Annotated in this window: 16 protein-coding genes; 4 read left to right on the top strand and 12 right to left on the bottom strand. The window is 72.5% G+C overall.

The features are described 5' to 3' along the window. Positions 1-3: 3 nt before the first annotated feature. The 4 genes from LE548_RS41895 to lipB form a co-directional block, all read right to left on the bottom strand. On the bottom strand, positions 4-693 hold the full coding sequence (locus LE548_RS41895) for a DUF4191 domain-containing protein (protein WP_225102304.1): 690 nt from the start codon (positions 691-693) through the stop codon (positions 4-6). 70 nt (positions 694-763) lie between these two features. Then, complete coding sequence (locus tag LE548_RS41890) at positions 764-961, bottom strand: hypothetical protein (protein ID WP_225102303.1); 198 nt, start codon at positions 959-961, stop codon at positions 764-766. Between the two features lie 220 nt (positions 962-1,181). Next, a complete protein-coding gene (gene lipA / locus LE548_RS41885; protein ID WP_225102302.1) occupies positions 1,182-2,147 on the bottom strand; it encodes a lipoyl synthase in 966 nt (321 codons plus the stop codon). Positions 2,148-2,270: 123 nt separating this feature from the next. Next, positions 2,271-3,068, bottom strand: coding sequence for a lipoyl(octanoyl) transferase LipB (gene lipB, locus LE548_RS41880; RefSeq protein ID WP_225102301.1), 798 nt, complete (start codon positions 3,066-3,068; stop codon positions 2,271-2,273). 260 nt (positions 3,069-3,328) lie between these two features. Between lipB and LE548_RS41875 the strand changes: the two genes are divergently transcribed. Further along, on the top strand, positions 3,329-4,786 hold the full coding sequence (locus LE548_RS41875; RefSeq protein WP_225102300.1) for a regulator: 1,458 nt from the start codon (positions 3,329-3,331) through the stop codon (positions 4,784-4,786). Between the two features lie 17 nt (positions 4,787-4,803). Here LE548_RS41875 and LE548_RS41870 read toward each other — a convergent pair whose 3' ends face one another. Together LE548_RS41870 and LE548_RS41865 are read right to left on the bottom strand one after the other, a co-directional pair. Continuing rightward, positions 4,804-6,174 carry an NAD(P)/FAD-dependent oxidoreductase gene (locus LE548_RS41870; RefSeq protein WP_225102299.1) on the bottom strand — a complete coding sequence of 457 codons (1,371 nt, stop codon included), beginning with the start codon at positions 6,172-6,174 and terminating at the stop codon, positions 4,804-4,806. Positions 6,175-6,421: 247 nt separating this feature from the next. Beyond that, entirely contained in the window at positions 6,422-7,315 is an 894-nt protein-coding gene (locus LE548_RS41865; RefSeq protein WP_225102323.1) for a TIGR01777 family oxidoreductase, read from the bottom strand. Positions 7,316-7,395: 80 nt separating this feature from the next. Between LE548_RS41865 and LE548_RS41860 the strand changes: the two genes are divergently transcribed. Then, positions 7,396-7,875 (top strand): GNAT family N-acetyltransferase, encoded by a 480-nt coding sequence (locus LE548_RS41860; RefSeq protein ID WP_225102298.1) that lies wholly within the window; start codon positions 7,396-7,398, stop codon positions 7,873-7,875. Between the two features lie 9 nt (positions 7,876-7,884). Here the strand turns inward: LE548_RS41860 and LE548_RS41855 are convergent, their stop codons facing one another. Next, entirely contained in the window at positions 7,885-9,075 is a 1,191-nt protein-coding gene (locus LE548_RS41855) for a MarP family serine protease (protein ID WP_225102297.1), read from the bottom strand. 651 nt (positions 9,076-9,726) lie between these two features. On the opposite strand from LE548_RS41855, the gene LE548_RS41850 reads away from it, so the two are divergent. Together LE548_RS41850 and LE548_RS41845 are read left to right on the top strand one after the other, a co-directional pair. After that, on the top strand, positions 9,727-10,467 hold the full coding sequence (locus tag LE548_RS41850) for a peptidoglycan recognition protein (protein WP_374116254.1): 741 nt from the start codon (positions 9,727-9,729) through the stop codon (positions 10,465-10,467). A 41-nt stretch (positions 10,468-10,508) separates the two neighbouring features. Beyond that, positions 10,509-10,712 carry a hypothetical protein gene (locus LE548_RS41845; RefSeq protein WP_225102296.1) on the top strand — a complete coding sequence of 68 codons (204 nt, stop codon included), beginning with the start codon at positions 10,509-10,511 and terminating at the stop codon, positions 10,710-10,712. Here the strand turns inward: LE548_RS41845 and LE548_RS41840 are convergent. From LE548_RS41840 to sucB, 5 genes are all read right to left on the bottom strand, one after another. Then, a complete protein-coding gene (locus tag LE548_RS41840; RefSeq protein WP_225102321.1) occupies positions 10,679-11,197 on the bottom strand; it encodes a DUF4240 domain-containing protein in 519 nt (172 codons plus the stop codon). The genes LE548_RS41845 and LE548_RS41840 overlap by 34 nt on opposite strands. Before the next feature lie 66 nt (positions 11,198-11,263). Then, the gene (locus LE548_RS41835) at positions 11,264-12,271 is read right to left on the bottom strand and encodes a YafY family protein (protein ID WP_225102295.1); all 1,008 of its coding nucleotides are present in this window, start codon (positions 12,269-12,271) and stop codon (positions 11,264-11,266) included. 57 nt (positions 12,272-12,328) lie between these two features. Beyond that, positions 12,329-15,031 (bottom strand): pyruvate dehydrogenase (acetyl-transferring), homodimeric type, encoded by a 2,703-nt coding sequence (gene aceE, locus LE548_RS41830; RefSeq protein ID WP_225102294.1) that lies wholly within the window; start codon positions 15,029-15,031, stop codon positions 12,329-12,331. Positions 15,032-15,322: 291 nt separating this feature from the next. Beyond that, positions 15,323-15,946 carry a GntR family transcriptional regulator gene (locus LE548_RS41825; RefSeq protein WP_225102293.1) on the bottom strand — a complete coding sequence of 208 codons (624 nt, stop codon included), beginning with the start codon at positions 15,944-15,946 and terminating at the stop codon, positions 15,323-15,325. Between the two features lie 223 nt (positions 15,947-16,169). Continuing rightward, positions 16,170-17,609: 2-oxoglutarate dehydrogenase, E2 component, dihydrolipoamide succinyltransferase (gene sucB / locus LE548_RS41820; protein WP_225102292.1), on the bottom strand; the 1,440-nt coding region annotated here is incomplete at its 5' end.

Below are 17,609 nucleotides of genomic sequence, written 5' to 3'. Positions count from 1 at the left end.
GCCTCAGCGGCCCTTCGGCATGCGCATGCCCTTGGGCATGGGACCCTTCGGCAACGGCATGTTGGACATGAGGTCACCCATCGCGCGGAGCCGGTCGTTGGTCGCCGTCACCTGGGGGCCGGTCAGCACGCGCGGGAACTTCAGCATGGTCGTGCGCAGCTTCTTCAGCTCGACCAGGCCCTCGCCGTTGCCGACGATGACATCGTGCACCGGGACGTCGGCCACGATGCGGTTCATCTTCTTCTTCTCAGCGGCCAGGAGGCTCTTCACCCGGTTCGGGTTGCCCTCGGCGACCAGCACGATGCCGGCCTTGCCGACCGCCCGGTGCACCACGTCCTGGCTGCGGTTCATCGCCACCGCCGGAGTCGTCGTCCAGCCCCGGCCGACGTTGTCCAGCACGGCGGCCGCGGCGCCCGGCTGGCCCTCCATCTGGCCGAAGGCGGCGCGCTCGGCGCGGCGGCCGAACACGATCGCGGTCGCGAGCAGAGCGATCAGCAGGCCGAAGATACCCAGGTAGACCGGGTGCCCGAGCAGGAAGCCGATCGCGAGGAAGACAGCGAAGGTGCCGATGCCGACGGCCCCGAGCACAAGGCCGATCTTCGTGTCGACCTTACGGGTCATCTTGTAGGTGAGAGCGATCTGCTTCAGTCGCCCTGCGTTCGCGGCGTCCGCCGCGGTTTCCTTCCTCGCCATGGCACGAAGTCTACGTGGCCCCGGGAGCGCGGACGACGGCAGTGTCCGGGGCGGAAGGCGGGCGGAGGCGTCAGGAGCCGCCCGCGGCCTGCTCCAGGACACGCTGCGCCTCGACCCGGTCCTTGGCGCGGCGGCGGTCCTCCAGCACGGAGGTCCAGGCGTTGCGGCGGGCGGTGCGCTGACCGCCGCTCATGAGCAGCGACTCGACGGCGCGGAGCGCGTCGGTGAAGGACGGGATCGCGGTGGCGCGTACGGGCGCGGCCTGCATGTTCGAGGTCCCCCTTCGGGGCAGCGGATGGTGTACGTGGCGTGATACCAGAGTCACTGTTTGGTGTTACCAGGGAGTGTCCGACCGGTCAAACAACCATGAAGCCTTGATGCGGGGCGCCCAAACGCTGACGCGGCCCTGATGAACGCCCTCATCAGCGAGGACGGTCAGGACCGCGTCGGTTCGGCCATTACTGGCCAGTAATGGCTTGTGCGCGAATTCACACAGCCTGCGAGGCGACGTAGGCGCCACGCTTCTCGATCGCCATCTGGTACAGCCGCCCGGCCCGGTACGAGGACCGCACCAGCGGGCCCGACATCACACCGGAGAAGCCGATCTGCTCGGCCTCCTCCTTCAGCTCCACGAACTCCTGCGGCTTCACCCAGCGCTCGACCGGGTGGTGCCGCACGGAGGGGCGCAGGTACTGGGTGATGGTGACCAGCTCGCAGCCCGCCTCGTGCAGCTGCCTGAGCGCCTCGCTGACCTCCTCGCGGGTCTCGCCCATGCCGAGGATCAGGTTGGACTTGGTGACCAGGCCGAAGTCGCGGGCCTCGGTGATGACCTTCAGGGAGCGCTCGTAGCGGAAGCCGGGGCGGATCCGCTTGAAGATCCGCGGCACCGTCTCCACGTTGTGTGCGAACACCTCGGGGCGCGAGGAGAAGACCTCGGCCAGCTGCTCCGGGACCGCGTTGAAGTCGGGGGCCAGCAGCTCCACCTTCGTACGGCCGCCCTCGCGCTCCGCCGTCTGCGCGTGGATCTGGCGCACGGTCTCGGCGTACAGCCACGCCCCGCCGTCCTCCAGGTCGTCGCGGGCGACGCCGGTGATGGTGGCGTAGTTCAGGTCCATCGTGACCACGGACTCGCCGACCCGGCGCGGCTCGTCGCGATCCAGGGCCTCGGGCTTGCCGGTGTCGATCTGGCAGAAGTCACAGCGCCGGGTGCACTGGTCGCCGCCGATGAGGAAGGTCGCCTCGCGGTCCTCCCAGCACTCGTAGATGTTCGGGCAGCCGGCTTCCTGGCAGACCGTGTGCAGGCCCTCGCTCTTCACGAGGTTCTGCATCTTCGTGTACTCGGGGCCCATTTTCGCCCGGGTCTTGATCCACTCGGGCTTGCGCTCGATGGGGGTCTGGCTGTTGCGGACCTCCAGGCGCAGCATCTTGCGTCCGTCGGGTGAGACTGCGGACACGACCGGCTCCCTGCTCTTTGACTTCGCGTAATCTTCGATTCCTCGGCGCACCCCAGCGTACGCCCGTACTCTTCACGCCCTGCCGCAGAGGCCAACCTCGCGACCGCAGGCCTCATTCCCGGCTCAGGCGGACGCCTTCTCGATCACCCGCGGCTTCAGCTCCGCATTTTCGAGTACGTCCCTCAGGTGCCGCTCGACCACTGGCAGGACCTCCTCGATGGTGACGTCCCGGCCCAGCTCGTCCGCGAGCGAGGCGACGCCCGCGTCCCGGATCCCGCACGGGATGATCCGGTCGAACCACTTGTTGTCCGGGTTCACGTTGAGGGCGAAGCCGTGCATCGTGACGCCCTTGGCGACCCGGATGCCGATCGCGGCGATCTTGCGGTCCTCGCGGCGCTGGCCGGCGTTGGAGGGGGCGTACTCCGGGCCGTTGAGCCGGGGGTCGAACTCCTCGTCGTGCAGCCTCGGGTCGAAGTCCAGCGACAGCCCGCCGAGCGCCGGCCGCTGCTCGACCGGGTCGCCGAGCACCCACACCCCGCTGCGGCCCTCGACCCGGGTGGTCTCCACGCCGAACTCGGCGCAGGCGCGGATGAGCGCCTCCTCCAGCCGCCGTACGTGCGCGACCACGTCCACCGGGCGGGGCAGCTTCTGGATCGGGTAGCCCACCAGCTGGCCCGGGCCGTGCCAGGTGATCTTGCCGCCGCGGTCCACGTCGATGACCGGGGTGCCGTCCAGCGGGCGCTCGTTGTCGGCGGTGCGCCGGCCCGCGGTGTAGACCGGGGGGTGCTCCAGGAGGATCACGGTGTCCGGGACCTCGTCGGCGAACCGGGCCGCGTGCACCCGGCGCTGTTCGTCCCAGGCCTCCTGGTAATCGACGGCATCCGCACCGAACCCCATGCGGACGAACCGCAACTCACTCACGGCAAGCGCCTCCCTCAGCGACGACCGGGCAATCGACCGAGCAATCGGTGTGTCAGGCACGTAACGCGCCCACGTCACTGTACGTCCGTCCGGCGTACGTCAGCCCTGCGGGCGTTCCTCACACGATCGGATGAATGCCTGGCGTAAAGCGCGATCGCCTGCTCACTCTCCGCTACATTCGCGCCGTTCGTGAGGCCATATGGGCTGCTCAAAGGCAATCCGGGCACTTCAGGCCCGGTAGGCAGGAGACCGCACCGCAGATGACGGACCGACCCGCGCAGCGCACCCCCAACCGCCAGCTCGCCGCGCTCATCGCAGAGGCGGGGTTCTCCAACGCGGGTCTGGCCCGTCGAGTCGACCAGCTCGGCCTGGAGCACGGACTGGACCTGAGATACGACAAGACCTCGGTCACCCGCTGGCTGCGCGGACAGCAGCCCCGGGGCACCACCCCCGCCCTGATCGCCGAGGTGTTCACGCGCCGGCTCGGGCGCCGGCTCACCGCCCAGGATCTCGGCCTGGACGCGTGCGCGCCGGTGTACGCCGGACTGGAGTTCGCGGCCACCCCGGAGGAGGCCGTCGACATCGTCAGCGGGCTGTGGCGCAAGGACTCCGGCAGCCACGCCGAGCTGCGCAAGATCGCCTTCACCCCGGCGGGACTCGTCGTGCCCAGCCGGGACTGGTTGATCGGCAAGCCCGACGACAAGGTGGCCCGGGACCCGGCGCCCCGGGTGCCCGCGCAGGCCCGGCCGGGCCCGGTGAAGCTCCAGTCGCTCGCCCCGCCCCGGGCGCGCGGGAACGCCGAGCGCGTCCCCGGGCACAAGGTCACCGGCGGCGACATCGCCGCGCTCCGCTCGGTGGGCGAGCTGTTCCGCACCCTCGACGACCGGTTCGGCGGTGGCCACGCCCGCCAGGCCCTCGTGCGCTACCTGGAGCACGAGTGCGAGCCGATGCTCCGCGGCGCCTACGACGAACAGACCGGCCGCCGCCTCTTCGGCGCCGCCGCCGACCTCACCCGGCTCGCGGGCTGGACGTCGTACGACATTGCCGCGCACGGGCTCGCCCAGCGCTACTTCGTGCAGGCCCTGCGGCTCGCCCAGGCGGCCGGTGACCGGGCGTACGGCTCCTACGTGCTGGTCACCATGAGCCGCCAGGCCGTCTATCTCGGGCACGGCAGGGAGGCCGTGCAGCTGGCCCGGGTGGCCCAGCAGGGGGTCGGCACCGGCGCCCCGCCGGTCGTGCAGGCGCTGCTGCACGCCTCCGAGGCACGGGCGCACGGCGTGCTCGGCGAGGTGCGGGCGTGCACCGCGGCGCTCGTGCGGGCCGAGCGCGCCCTGGAGGCGGCCCGGCCCGGGGACGACGTGCCGTACTGGGCCAAGTTCTTCGACGAGGCCCAGCTCGCCGACGAGTTCGGGCACTGCCACCGGGATCTGCAGCAGTTCCGGGCCGCCGCCCAGCACGCCGAACGCTCCCTCCAGCTCCGCGCGCCCTCCTTCGCCCGCAGCCGCCTCTTCTGCCGTGTCGTCCTCGCCACCGCCCGCCTGGGCCTCGGCGAACTCGACCAGGCCTGCGCACTGGCCGCGGAGGCCGCCGGCCAGGCCGCGGAGATGCGGAGCGCTCGCGCGATCGAGTACGTGAGGGACTTCGAGCGGCGGTTGGAGCCGTATCGCGATGCGGCACCGGCCAGGGGGTATCGGGAGAAGGTGGCGGCATTGGGGTGAGTCCGGGCTGCACAGGCCTATGCCGCTCGCGGCAGCGTCGGCGCCGGGTCCGCGCTGTGCATCGAGCCCGCCGCTCCCAGGTCCGCCAGGATCGCGGACGCGGCCCGGTGGGCGGAGTGCAGGGCGCCCTGGACCGTGCTGGTGTCGCGGTGGTCGCCGCAGACGTACAGGCCGGCCAGCAGGCGTACCGGGCGGCGCAGGTCGTGCGGGGGCCGCATCGCCGGGACCGCCTCGGGGGTGTGGTGCACGGCCAGCGTCTCCCAGCGGCGCGTCGAGGTGCCGTAGAGCCGGGAGAGGTGGATGCGGACGGCGGTGTCCACGCTCTCAGGCGGCGGCCCCAGGACCGTCGAGGAGATCAGGACGCGGCCGACCGGCGCCCGGCTCGGGTCCACGTTGCTGATCACCGCCGTGTGCGCCACCGGCCCGCCCCGGTCGGCGTCCAGGAGGAGCGAGGTGCCGGTGGTGAAGACGGCCGCCGGTTCGTCGGTGGTGTGGTGGACCACGGTCACCGGGTGGAAGTCCGGCACCCGCAGGCCCGGCAGCAGTTCCGCCGCGGCCCGCGCGTCCGTGGCCAGCAGCACCGCCCGGCAGCGGATCTCCCCGTGCTCGGCGGTGGTCACCGAGGTGGTGGACACCGAGGTCACCCGCGTCCCGGTGCGCACGGTGCCGGGCGGCAGCGCCCGCGCCAGCAGCTCCGGCAGCACGTCCGCCCCGCCCTCCGGCACACACAGCCGGCCGCTCGCGAAGGCGCGCAGCGCGAGATCGGCGCACCGGCTGGAGGTGGTCAGCCCGGGGTCGCAGAGCAGCGCGGCGAGCAGGGGGCGCAGGAAGCCGTCGATCGTGCGCGCCGGGACCCCGCGCCGGGCGAGGGCCTGGGCGGCGGGCATCTCGGGGCGGGCCAGGATGCGCTCGACGGGTGTGGCGGCGATCCGGCCGAGCGCGGCGCCCAGCCGGGCCTGGTCCACCGCGCCGCCCACCGGCGCACCGGCCCGGCCGGAGGCCGCCGGACTCCTGGGGGCGCTCGCCAGAGCACGCACCGCATGGAGTGCGCCCCGTGCGCCCCTAGCGCTCCCGCCGGCCGCCGGTGCGCCCGCGCGCTGGGTGCGCCCGTCGCGGTGCAGCAGGACGCCGGGCGCGAAGCGGCACAGGACGAGGGAGTCCAGGCCCGGGGTCGTCCGGAGTTCGGGGTAGGACGTGGACAGCAGCTGTCCGATGCGGTCGAGCCGGAAGCCGTCGACCTTCTCCGTCGACATACGGCCGCCCACGTAAGGGGCGGCCTCCAGGACTGCGGTCGTTACTCCTGCGCTGGTGAGCCGATGAGCCGCCGAGAGTCCGGCGATTCCGGCTCCCACGATGACGACGTCCACCTGGTACGCGGGCTCAAGCACGAGGCCCCTCCTGTGGTTGCGCGGCCGGTGGAGACGTCATGCCCCCAACAGGCTCCAGCGATACCCGAGTTCGGGTCGAGGGTAGGGCCGTGATCGGTCACGAACAGTCGCGCATGGGCAGGGCACGGTCGCATGGAGGTCGCATTCGGTCACAAGAGGTCGCAGGACATCTCTCGTGCCCGTCGTGCACGGCGCGTGTACGACGGGCGGGCGGAATCGCATGCCTCCGGCCGGCGGATCGTATACGTCAGGCCGCCCGGATCGCGTCGTCGATGCCCGGGAACGCGAACGTGAACCCCGACTCCAACAGCCGCTTCGGCACCACCCGCTGACTGCCCAGCACGTCGCCCGCCATCTCGCCCAGCACCGCCCGCAGCACCGGCGCCGGCACCGCGAACGCGGCCGGGCGATGCAGGACGCGCGCCATCGCCGCCGTGATCTCACGGTTCGTCAGCGGCTCAGGTGCCGTCAGATTGAACGGTCCGGACAGGGACCCGGTGTCGATGAGATGCCGGAGCGCCGCGACCTCGTCGTGCAGCGCGATGTACGACCAGTACTGCCGCCCGTCGCCCAGCCGCCCCCCGAGCCCCGCCCGGAACAGCGGGAACAGCCGCCCCCAGGCCCCGCCGCCCCGGGCCACCACCAGCCCCGTCCGCGCGAACACCGTCCGCACGCCCGCCTCCTGCGCGGGCGCCGCCGCCTCCTCCCACTCCACGCACAGCGAGGGCAGGAACCCGTCGCCCGGCGGCGCCTCCTCGTCCACCGCCCGGTCGCCGGTGTCGCCGTAGAAACCGATCGCGCTGCCGCTGACGAACACCCGCGGCGGCTCGGGCAGCGCGGCCACCGCCTCCGCCAGCGCGGCCGTGCCCAGCACCCGGCTGTCCCGCAGCAGCCGCTTGTACGCCGGCGTCCAGCGCCGGTCGCCGATCCCGGCCCCGGCCAGATTCACCACCGCCGTACACCCGGTCAGACCCGCCGCGTCCACATACTGCCCCTCAGGGTCCCAGCAGACCTCGTCCGGCTTCGCGGCCGCCCGGCGCACCAGCCGCACCACCTCGTGCCCGTCCGCCGTCAGGGACCGCACCAGGGCGCTGCCGATCAGGCCCGACGCACCGGCCACCGCGACACGCATCCGTTCCATGGCTTCCATGGCCCCAGCATGCCCGCGGCCGCGGCGAAAACCCGTGAGGTGCTCCGGCCGCCCGCCGTAGGGTGATCGCCATGCCGGAGCCGTACATACGCGTCGCCGTGGCCGACGACGAGGAGGGCCTCGCCCTGCTCGACCGCGCCACCTGGTCCACCCTGCACGCCGTCTCGCCCCCGCCCGAGGGGCCGTTCTTCGACGAGCGCCATGTCCCCGGGGACTACCTGGTCGCCGAGTCCGGCGGCCGGATCGTCGGGTACGTCCGCCTCGCCCGCCCGACCCCGCTCGCCTCCAACGCGCACGTCCTGCAGATCCAGGGCCTCGCCGTCGCCGACGAGGCGCGCGGGCAGGGCATCGGGCGCGCGCTGATCCGGGCCGCCGTCGCGCAGGCGCGCGGACGCGGTGCGCGACGGCTGAGCCTGCGCGTGCTCGGGCACAACGCCCCGGCCCGCGCGCTGTACGCGTCCGAGGGGTTCGCCGTCGAGGGCGTACAGCCGGGGGAGTTCCTCCTCGACGGCCGATACGTCGACGACGTGCTCATGGGCCGCACGCTGTGACCTGACCGCTCAGGAGCTGACCAGGTGGCCGGCGTCCACCGGCGCGGTCGCCGTGGCCGCGCGCTGGGCGTCGCCCGCCACCTCGGACGCCGTGAGCGCGTACCCCGTCTCGGCGTCCGAGGTGGAACGGGCGAAGACCACCCCGAAGACCCTGCCGTCCGTGGTCAGCAGCGGGCCGCCGGAGTTGCCCGGGCGGACCGTGGAGCGGATCGCGTAGATGTCCCGGGTGACCGTGGCGTCGTTGTAGATGTTCTGCCCGGTCGCCTTCACCCGGCTCGCCACCGTCGCCGCCTGCAGATTCAGGCCGCCGTCCTGCGGATAGCCCGCGACCACCGCCGAGTCCCCGCGCGACGCCTTCGTGTCGAAGCGCAGCACCGGAGCCCGCAAGCCCGGCACATACAGCACCGCCACGTCCCGGTCGGGGTCGAAGAGCACCACCCGGGCGTCGTACGACCGCCCGACCCCGCCGATCCGCACGCTCGGGTGGTCGATGCCCGCCACCACGTGCGCGTTGGTCATCACACGCTCCGTGGCGTAGACGAAGCCGCTGCCCTCGCGGCCCTCGTTGCCCGAGACACCCTCGATCTTCACCGTGCTCAGCTTCGCCGCGCTGGTCGCGGCCGGGGTCACGCTGTCGCCGGAGGGGCGGGCCACCTGGGCCGTCGACTCGTTCTCGAACGGGTTGAAGACCTGCGGGAAACCCGCCTCGGTCAGCGCCGAGGTGGCGCGGGAGAACCATGCTGGCGTCGTCTGCGGCATCGACTGCTGCACCGCGCCGAGCAGCGTCGAGTTCCGTATCGCCGTCGTCAGCATCTGCGACGGGGCCGCGCCCAGGACGCTCGCCGCCACCCAGGCCACGATCAGCACCGCGACGGAATTGGCCGCGGCGCCCCCCATCCCGTCGAGCACCCGCAGGGGCCGCGGCCCGTGGTCCAGCTCCCCGCGCAGCCGCAGTGCCAGCCGGCCCGCCAGCCCATGGCCCACCACCGCGGGCACCAGCACCGTCACCACCGCGAGCACCGTCGCCGCCGCCGTGCCACGCGCCACCAGACCGGTCGCCCACGGCAGCACCCACACGCCGACGGCCGCGCCGCCGACGAACCCCGCCAGGGAGACGCAGCCGGCCACCAGTCCGCGCCGGTAGCCGGACACCGCGTAGACGAGGATCACCAGCACAAGCACCAGGTCGAGCAGGTCCACGGAGCCGCCTTTCTCTCGGACCCCTCAGTACGGACGGGACGGGCCCGGTGATTCAGTCACCCACATCTGGGCGACCACCGCGCGGCGAACCGACCACGTATGTGTGTACCCCCAGAAACGCCCCGGACCGGGAGGATGGTTCCACCAGGTGGCACAGCGCACATCGCGGGCACGGCGTGTCGCCTTGAAAGTGGGACCATGCGTGCTGCTCGAAGACCATTGAGAAGACTGAGAACACTGAGACGCCCAGGGGTGGGGCTGCTCGGGGTGCGGGGGCCACTGCGTGAGGGGCGGGTGCCGCTGTGGGGGGTGCGGCGGACACCCGTGGCCGCAGGGGAGGTCCCTGAGGCGCTGAGCGGCTCCGAGGTGCCGGAGCCCGGGGAATCCGGTGAGCAGGGGACGCGGTGGACGACAGGGCTGACGGGGTCCGCCGGGTCGCCCCTGCCGTCGGCTCCGCCGCCCGGGGCCTTCGAGCCGCCGAACGGGGGATCCGAGCCGCCGTTCGCCGCCGCCGGGGCGCCGGGCGGGAAGGCGGAGGCGGAGCCGGAGAAGGACGCGTCCGGGCGGCCGCGGTGGCGTGGCCGGGTGCCTGTGGCGGTGCTGGTGCTGGCCGGGTGTCTGCCCGGGGTGCTCGCGCTGCTCGCCCTGGTGCTGTTCACCCGTGGCGGCGACGCGCCCGTCACCGTGCGGGCCGACCGGCACGGGGCGGGGGCGGCCACGGCGCCCTACCGTGCGCACCGCCCGGCCATCGTGCCCCGGTCCGTCTGGCTGGGCCCCCTCACCCCGCACCAGCCGCCGCCCCACTACGACGACAAGGTGATCGCCGTCTTCCTGCACCACACCGACTCACCCAGCTCCTACGACTGCGCGGACGCGCCCAGCATCATCCGGCACCTGTACGCCGGCCAGACCGGTGACCGCAACTGGGACGACCTCGGCTACAACTTCGTCGTGGACCGCTGCGGCACCATCTACGAGGGCCGCGCCGGAGGCGTCGACCGGCCCGTAACCGGCGCCCACACCCTCGGCTTCAACCACCGCACCGCCGGCATCGCCGCCCTCGGCACCTTCACCGAGGGCGTCCCCGTGCCCCGCGCCATGACCGACGCGATCGCCGCCCTGGTCGCCTGGAAACTGGGCCTCGCCGGGGTCGACCCGCGCGACAGCACCCGGCTGCTCTCCAGCAGCAGCCTCAGCCGCTATCAGGCCGGTACCACCGTCACCCTGCCCGCCCTGGCCGGCCACGACGCCGGCTACATGACCAGCTGCCCCGGCGCCGCCCTCACCGCCCGCCTCCCCGAGATCCGCGAGGCCGCCGCCCGCCTCCAGGGCCGCCCCGCCCACAGGAACGCCACAGGCGTCCCGCAGCCTTCTGCGAGGACCGCGCCCTAGGGTCGACGTACGCCGACAAGCCGGCCGGAGGTGGGGTAACGATGAGCGGTCGTACACAGCGACAGGAAAAGGTCTCCCTGTGGGGCCGGGCGGTGCGCAGCCCCTGGACCGTGGTCTGCGTCGTCGCCGCGGTCGTGGTCGGCCCGGCCGCCGGCACGGCCGCCGCGCTCGACCGGGCCAATGCGGCGCCGCCCCTGCACGTCCCGGCCGATCAGCCCCTGAAGCGATCCCACAGCCTGGGGTAACGCTCCGCGAGGACGGCTTCGTTCTCGAAGTCGATCGAGGTGCCCTCCGGTTCCGCGGGGGCCGGGGCGATGCCCAGATCCGGGGCGACGGTGCCGGTCAGCTGCTCGTAGGCCTCGTCCGCCGCGTAGCCCAGTTCCTCGCCGTCGCCGTCGATCTCCTCGTCGAAGTCGCCCAGCAGGTCCGCCAGCGCGTCCGGATCGTGCAGCGCGCCCTCGAAGACCTCCCGGCCCTGGCCGATCAGCCAGCACCGGAAGAAGTCGAACGCGTCGTCGCTGGCCCCGTCCAGCAGCACCCAGGCGGCACCCCACAGGTCCCAGCGGTAGGCGCGGTTGTAGCGGGCCTCGAAGTGACGGGCGAAGTCCAGCACTAGGTCCGGTTCCAGCTGGAGCAGCCGGTCCAGGAGCAGGTCGGCCTGATCCTCGGGGTCGCCCTCGGCGGCCTCGCGGCTGGTGTCGATCAGCTCCCAGAACTCCGTCTCGTCCATCACGGGACCAGCATCGTGCCTGGACCCCTGCGACGCACGCGGAGTGCGCCGGAGTACGGCGGATCGTTATCGGGCGCCCCCGTCTTCATCGGGCGCCCGGTTCCCGTACCGCGCGGCGAGCCGGGCCGCGTCCGCCGCGAGCCGCTGCCGCAGGCCCGCCGGGGCCAGCACCTCGGCCTCCGCCCCGAGCGCCGTCAGCTGTGTGTGCGCGACCTCCTCGGACTCCACCGGCACCGTGACCGTCACCCAGCCCTCGCCGTCCGGCTCGCCCGGCTCCGCCAGGGCCTGTCGCGCGGACAGCGGATCGACGGCGTACCGCAGCCGGCGCACCCCGTCCGGGGACAGCCGTACGACGACCTCGGCGCGCAGGATCGAGCGCGCGAACCGCTCGGCCTGGCCGGCCCAGTGGCCGGGCAGATCGAAGTCCGGGTCACGGGTGAAGCGTTCCTCCAGGGGATCCACGGCGCCGAACCGGTCGATCCGGTACGTCCGGAAGTCGCCGTGGCCGTCGGACACCCGCGCGCACAGGTACCAGACGCCCGCCTTCAGCACGAGCCCGTACGGCTCCAGCTCCCGCTCGACCGTGCTCTCCCCGCGCCGGTAGACCGCGCGGATCCGCCGGTCGTCCCACACCGCCTCGGCCACCGCCGGCAGCAGCGCGGGCGTCTCCGGCTCCCGGAACCAGGCCGGCGCGTCCAGATGGAAGCGCCGGCCCGCGCTGTCCGGGGCGTCCCGCAGCGAGGGCAGCAGGGCGGCCGACACCTTCAGCCGGGCCGCCGAGGCCGCGTCGTCCAGGCCCATCTCCCTGAGCGCCCCCGGCACCCCGCTCAGGAACAGCGCCTCGGCCTCGCTCCTGGCCAGCCCCGTCAGCCGCGTCCGGTACCCGCCGACCAGCCGGTACCCTCCGGCCCGCCCCCGGTCGGCGTACACCGGCACGCCCGCCTCCGACAGCGCCTGCGCGTCGCGCGTGACCGTCCGCTCCGAGACCTCCAGTTCGGCCGCGAGCTCGGCCGCGGTCATGGCGGGGCGGGACTGGAGGAGGAGCACCATCTTGATGAGCCGGGCCGCACGCATACGGCCATCATGCAATGAGGCCCCCCGCCACAGCGGAGGGCCTCATCGTCCGGCTCTTTACAGCCCGTACTTCTCCCGGGCCTCCTTGACCGCCGTGGCCTTCACCTCGCCGCGCCGGGCGAGCTGGGCCAGGGCCGCGACGACGATCGACTCGGCGTCGACGCCGAAGTGGCGGCGGGCGGCGTCGCGGGTGTCCGAGAGGCCGAAGCCGTCGGCGCCCAGCGAGGAGTAGTCCTGCTCGACCCACTGCGCGATCTGGTCCGGGACCTGGCGCATGTAGTCGGAGACCGCGAGGACCGGGCCCTCGGCGCCCTGCAGCGCCTGACGGACGTACGGCACGCGCTCCTCGCCGCGCAGCAGGGCCGCGTCGGCCTCCATGGCGTCCCGGCGCAGCTCGGTCCAGGAGGTCGCCGACCAGACGTCGGCCGCGACACCCCACTCCTCGGCGAGCAGCTTCTGCGCCTCAAGGGCCCAGTGGATCGCCGTACCGGAGCCGAGCAGCTGGATGCGGGCGGCGTTGGCCGCCGGGGACAGGCCCGCGGACTCCGCCGTGTTGAAGCGGTACAGACCCTTGACGATGCCCTCGTCGATGCCGAGGCCCTGCGGCTTGGCGGGCTGCGGCAGCGGCTCGTTGTAGACCGTCAGGTAGTAGAACACGTTCTGGTCCTCGCCCGGCTTCGCCTCGCCGTACATCCGGCGCAGACCCTCACGGACGATCACCGCGATCTCGTACGCGAACGCGGGGTCGTACGACAGCGCCGCCGGGTTGGTCGCGGCGATCACCGGGGAGTGGCCGTCGGCGTGCTGCAGGCCCTCGCCCGTCAGGGTCGTACGGCCCGCCGTCGCGCCGACGAGGAAGCCGCGGCCGAGCTGGTCGCCGAGCTGCCACATCTGGTCGGCGGTGCGCTGCCAGCCGAACATCGAGTAGAAGATGTAGAAGGGGATCATCGCCTCGCCGTGCGTCGCGTACGACGACGAAGCGGCGATGAAGTCGGCCATCGAACCGGCCTCGGTGATCCCCTCGTTGAGGATCTGGCCGTTCTGGGCCTCCTTGTAGTACATCAGCTGGTCGCGGTCGACCGGCTCGTACGTCTGGCCCTTGGGGGAGTAGATGCCCAGGGAGGGGAACAGCGACTCCATACCGAAGGTGCGCGCCTCGTCGGGGACGATCGGCACCCAGCGCTTGCCCGTCTCCTTGTCGCGGACCAGGTCCTTGACCAGGCGGACGAAGGCCATCGTCGTCGCCACGTTCTGCGAGCCGGAGCCCTTGTCGAAGGAGGCGAACGCCTTCTCCGCCGGGGCCGGCAGCGGGGCCAGCGCGTGCGTACGGCGGGCCGGGGCGGGGCCGCCGAGGGCCGCGCGGCGCTCCTGGAGGTAGCGGACCTCGGGGGAGTCGGCGCCCGGGTGGCCGTAGGGCACCACGCCGTCGACGAAGTCGCTGTCCTTGATCGGCAGGCCGAGCAGGTCGCGCATCGTCTTGAACTCGTCCACCGTCAGCTTCTTCATCTGGTGGTTGGCGTTCTTCGACGCGAAGCCCTCGCCGAGGGTGTGGCCCTTGACCGTCTGGGCCAGGATCACGGTCGGCGCGCCCTTGTGCTCGACGGCGGCCTTGTACGCGGCGTAGACCTTGCGGGCCTCGTGACCACCACGGGAGAGGTGGAAGCACTCAAGGATCTTGTCGTCGCTCAGCAGCTTCGCCATCTCGACGAGCGCCGGGTCCTTGCCGAAGAAGTCCTGGCGGATGTAGGCGGCGTCGCGGGTCTGGTACGTCTGCACCTGGGCGTCCGGTACCTCGCGCAGACGGCGTACGAGCGCGCCGGTCGTGTCGAGCGCGAACAGCTCGTCCCAGGCCGTACCCCACAGCGTCTTGACGACGTTCCAGCCGGCGCCGCGGAACTGGGCCTCCAGCTCCTGCACGATCTTGAAGTTGGCGCGGACCGGGCCGTCGAGGCGCTGCAGGTTGCAGTTGATGACGAAGGTCAGGTTGTCGAGGCCCTCGCGGCTCGCCAGCGCGAGCGCGGCCGTCGACTCGGGCTCGTCCATCTCGCCGTCGCCGAGGAAGGCCCAGACGTGGGAGGCGGAGACGTCCTTGATGCCGCGGTTGGTCAGGTACCGGTTGAAGCGCGCCTGGTAGATCGCGGAGAGCGGGCCGAGGCCCATGGAGACGGTGGGGAACTCCCACAGCCAGGGCAGGCGGCGCGGGTGCGGGTAGGACGGCAGGCCGTTGCCGCCGGCCTCCTGGCGGAAGTTGTCCAGGTGCGCCTCGGTCAGGCGGCCGTCCAGGAAGGCGCGGGCGTAGATGCCGGGGGAGGCGTGGCCCTGGATGTACAGCTGGTCGCCGGAACCGTCGCCCTCCTTGCCCTTGAAGAAGTGGTTGAAGCCGGTCTCGTAGAGCCACGCGGCCGAGGCGAAGGTGGCGATGTGGCCGCCGACGCCGTGCTTCGCACCACGGGTCACCATCGCGGCCGCGTTCCAGCGGTTCCAGGCGGTGATCCGGGCCTCCATCTCCGGGTCGCCGGGCAGGGCCGGCTCGGCGGAGGTGGGGATGGTGTTGACGTAGTCGGTTTCGAGGAGCTTCGGCAGCGCGATGCCGCCCGCCTCGGCGCGCTCCAGCGTGCGGCGCATCAGGTACGCGGCACGGTGCGGCCCGGCTTCCCTGGCCACGGCGTCCAGGGAGGCCTGCCACTCGGCGGTCTCCTCCGGGTCGCGGTCCGGGAGCTGGTCGAGCGCGCTCGGCTGGATGGCGTTGGGGTCGGTCATGTCGCCGCCTTCCTCAGTCGAAGGGGGTTCCCTCATCGGTGAAGGGTTCGGGGGTGCCCTAGGTCTTTGGCAGGACAGGGCGTGAACTTCGGTGGAAGTCCGTCGGCGACTGTAACTCCCTGATCGATGATCGATCAAAGGGTTGAGGGGCAAAACTTCTCGATTGCGAAAAAGTCGGCACCCGGTGCCTTCGATCAGGGCACCGAGTGTCGGTTCTGAGGCGTGTTTTCGCAGGTCGAGCCACGTTTGAGCAGGGCTCTGCTCGCCGGTGCTACGGCGTGCAAGAGACGGTCACGGCCGCGGGGCGCAGCCGAGGACGTGGGCCTTCACCAGCTCCGCGATCCGCGGATCCCGGCGCTTGAACGCCTGCACGAGCTCCTCGTGCTCCTCGGCGTACGACTGCTGCACCGTGCCCAGCCAGCGGATGGACAGTGCCGTGAAGACCTCGATGCCGAGGCCCTCCCAGGTGTGCAGCAGCACCGAGTTGTGCGCCGCGCGGACCAGTTCGCGGTGGAAGCCGACCGTGTGCCGGACCTGGGCCGTGCCGTCGGCCTCGCGGTCCGCCTCGTACAGGGCCAGGACGTGCGGCTCCAGGGCCGAGCAGTCCTCGGCGAGGCGGTCGGCGGCCAGCTCGGCGGCGATGGCTTCGAGCCCGGCGCGCACCGGGTAGCTCTCCTCCAGGTCGGCCGCGCTCAGGTTCCGCACCCGGACGCCCTTGTTCGGCGCCGACTCGATCAGCCGGAGCGACTCCAGCTCGCGCAGGGCCTCACGGACCGGGGTCTGGCTGACCTCCAGCTCGGTGGCGATCCGCCGCTCCACGATGCGCTCGCCCGGCTGCCAGCGCCCGCTGACGATCCCCTCCACGATGTGCTCGCGGATCTGTTCGCGCAGCGAGTGGACGACGGGCGCGGTCATGAGGGGCTCCTTAGGGAGGGCTGACGTTTAGACAATACGGCGGGTTCGCTCCGGGGGTGGGGCGTGTGGGGGTGCTTTTGCGCAGGTGAGACGAGCCTTACACGCACCGTGTGCCGACAGACACGAACACCCCGCCCGGAAGAAGCTCCGGACGGGGTGTTCGTACTGCCCGAGTGGGGAGGGTCAGAGGCCCAGCTCTACGTCGTCGAGATCCTCAACCCGGTCAGAGACCGAGCTCGACCTCGAACTCGCCCGCCTCCAGGATCGCCTTGACCGCCGTCAGGTAACGGGCCGCGTCGGCGCCGTCGACCAGGCGGTGGTCGTAGGAGAGGGTCAGGTAGGTCATGTCGCGGACGCCGATGACCGTGCCCTCCTCGGTCTCGATGACGGCCGGACGCTTGACCGTGGCACCGATGCCGAGGATCGCGACCTGGCCCGGCGGCACGATGATCGTGTCGAAGAGCGCACCGCGCGAACCGGTGTTGGAGATGGTGAAGGTCGCGCCGGACAGCTCGTCCGGGGTGATCTTGTTGGCGCGGACCTTGCCCGCCAGCTCCGCCGTGGCCTTGGCGATGCCCGCGATGTTGAGGTCGCCGGCGTGCTTGATGACCGGGGTCATCAGGCCCTTCTCGGAGTCCACCGCGATCCCGATGTTCTCGGAGTCGAAGTAGGTGATCGTGCCCTCGGCCTCGTTGATCTTGGCGTTGATGACCGGGTGGGCCTTCAGCGCCTGGGCCGCCGCCTTCACGAAGAACGGCATCGGGGAGAGCTTGACGCCCTCGCGCGCGGCGAAGGAGTCCTTGGCCTGGGCGCGCAGGCGCATCAGGCGGGTGACGTCGACCTCGACGACCGACGACAGCTGGGCCTGCTCGTGCAGTGCCTTGACCATGTTGTCGCCGATGACCTTGCGGATGCGGGGCATCTTGACGGTCTGGCCACGGAGGGGGGAGACCTCCAGGACCGGCGCCTTCTTGGCGGCGGCGACAGCCGGGGCAGCGGCGGCCGGAGCCGGAGCGGCTGCGGCGGCCTTCGCGGCCTCGGCGGCGGCGATGACGTCCTGCTTGCGGATACGGCCGCCGACGCCGGTGCCCTTGACGGCGGACAGGTCGACGCCGTTCTCGGCGGCGAGCTTGCGCACCAGCGGGGTGACGTACGCGCCCTCGTCCGTCGCCTGGACGGCGGTCGGGGAGGTCGGCGCGGTGGCCGGGGCGACCGGGGCCGGAGCCGGCGCGGGGGCCGGAGCCGGAGCCGGAGCGGCGGCGACCGGGGCGGGCGCCGGAGCCGGGGCAGCCGGAGCCACGGGGGCGGCCGGAGCCGGGGCCGGGGCGGCCGGGGCAGCGGCGGCGGGCGCCGGAGCCGGAGCGGCCGGAGCCGGAGCGGCGGCCGGGGCGGCACCCGGGGCACCGATGACGGCGAGCTTGGCGCCGACCTCGGCGGTCTCGTCCTCGTTCACCACGATCTCCAGCAGCACGCCGGAGGCGGGCGCCGGGATCTCGGTGTCGACCTTGTCCGTGGAGACCTCAAGCAGCGGCTCGTCGGCCTCGACCGAGTCGCCGACCGCCTTCAGCCAGCGGGTGACAGTGCCCTCGGTGACGCTCTCACCGAGCGCCGGAAGGGCCACGTCCGTGCCGGTGGCGCCACCGGCCGGCGCGGCCGGGGCAGC

Origin of the sequence: Streptomyces sp. CoH27, assembly GCF_020181035.1 — a bacterium.
In the GTDB taxonomy this organism is placed as follows: domain Bacteria; phylum Actinomycetota; class Actinomycetes; order Streptomycetales; family Streptomycetaceae; genus Streptomyces; species Streptomyces camelliae.
The sequence above is the reverse complement of the archived record's forward strand: the minus strand, read 5'-3'. Positions and strand labels throughout refer to the sequence as shown.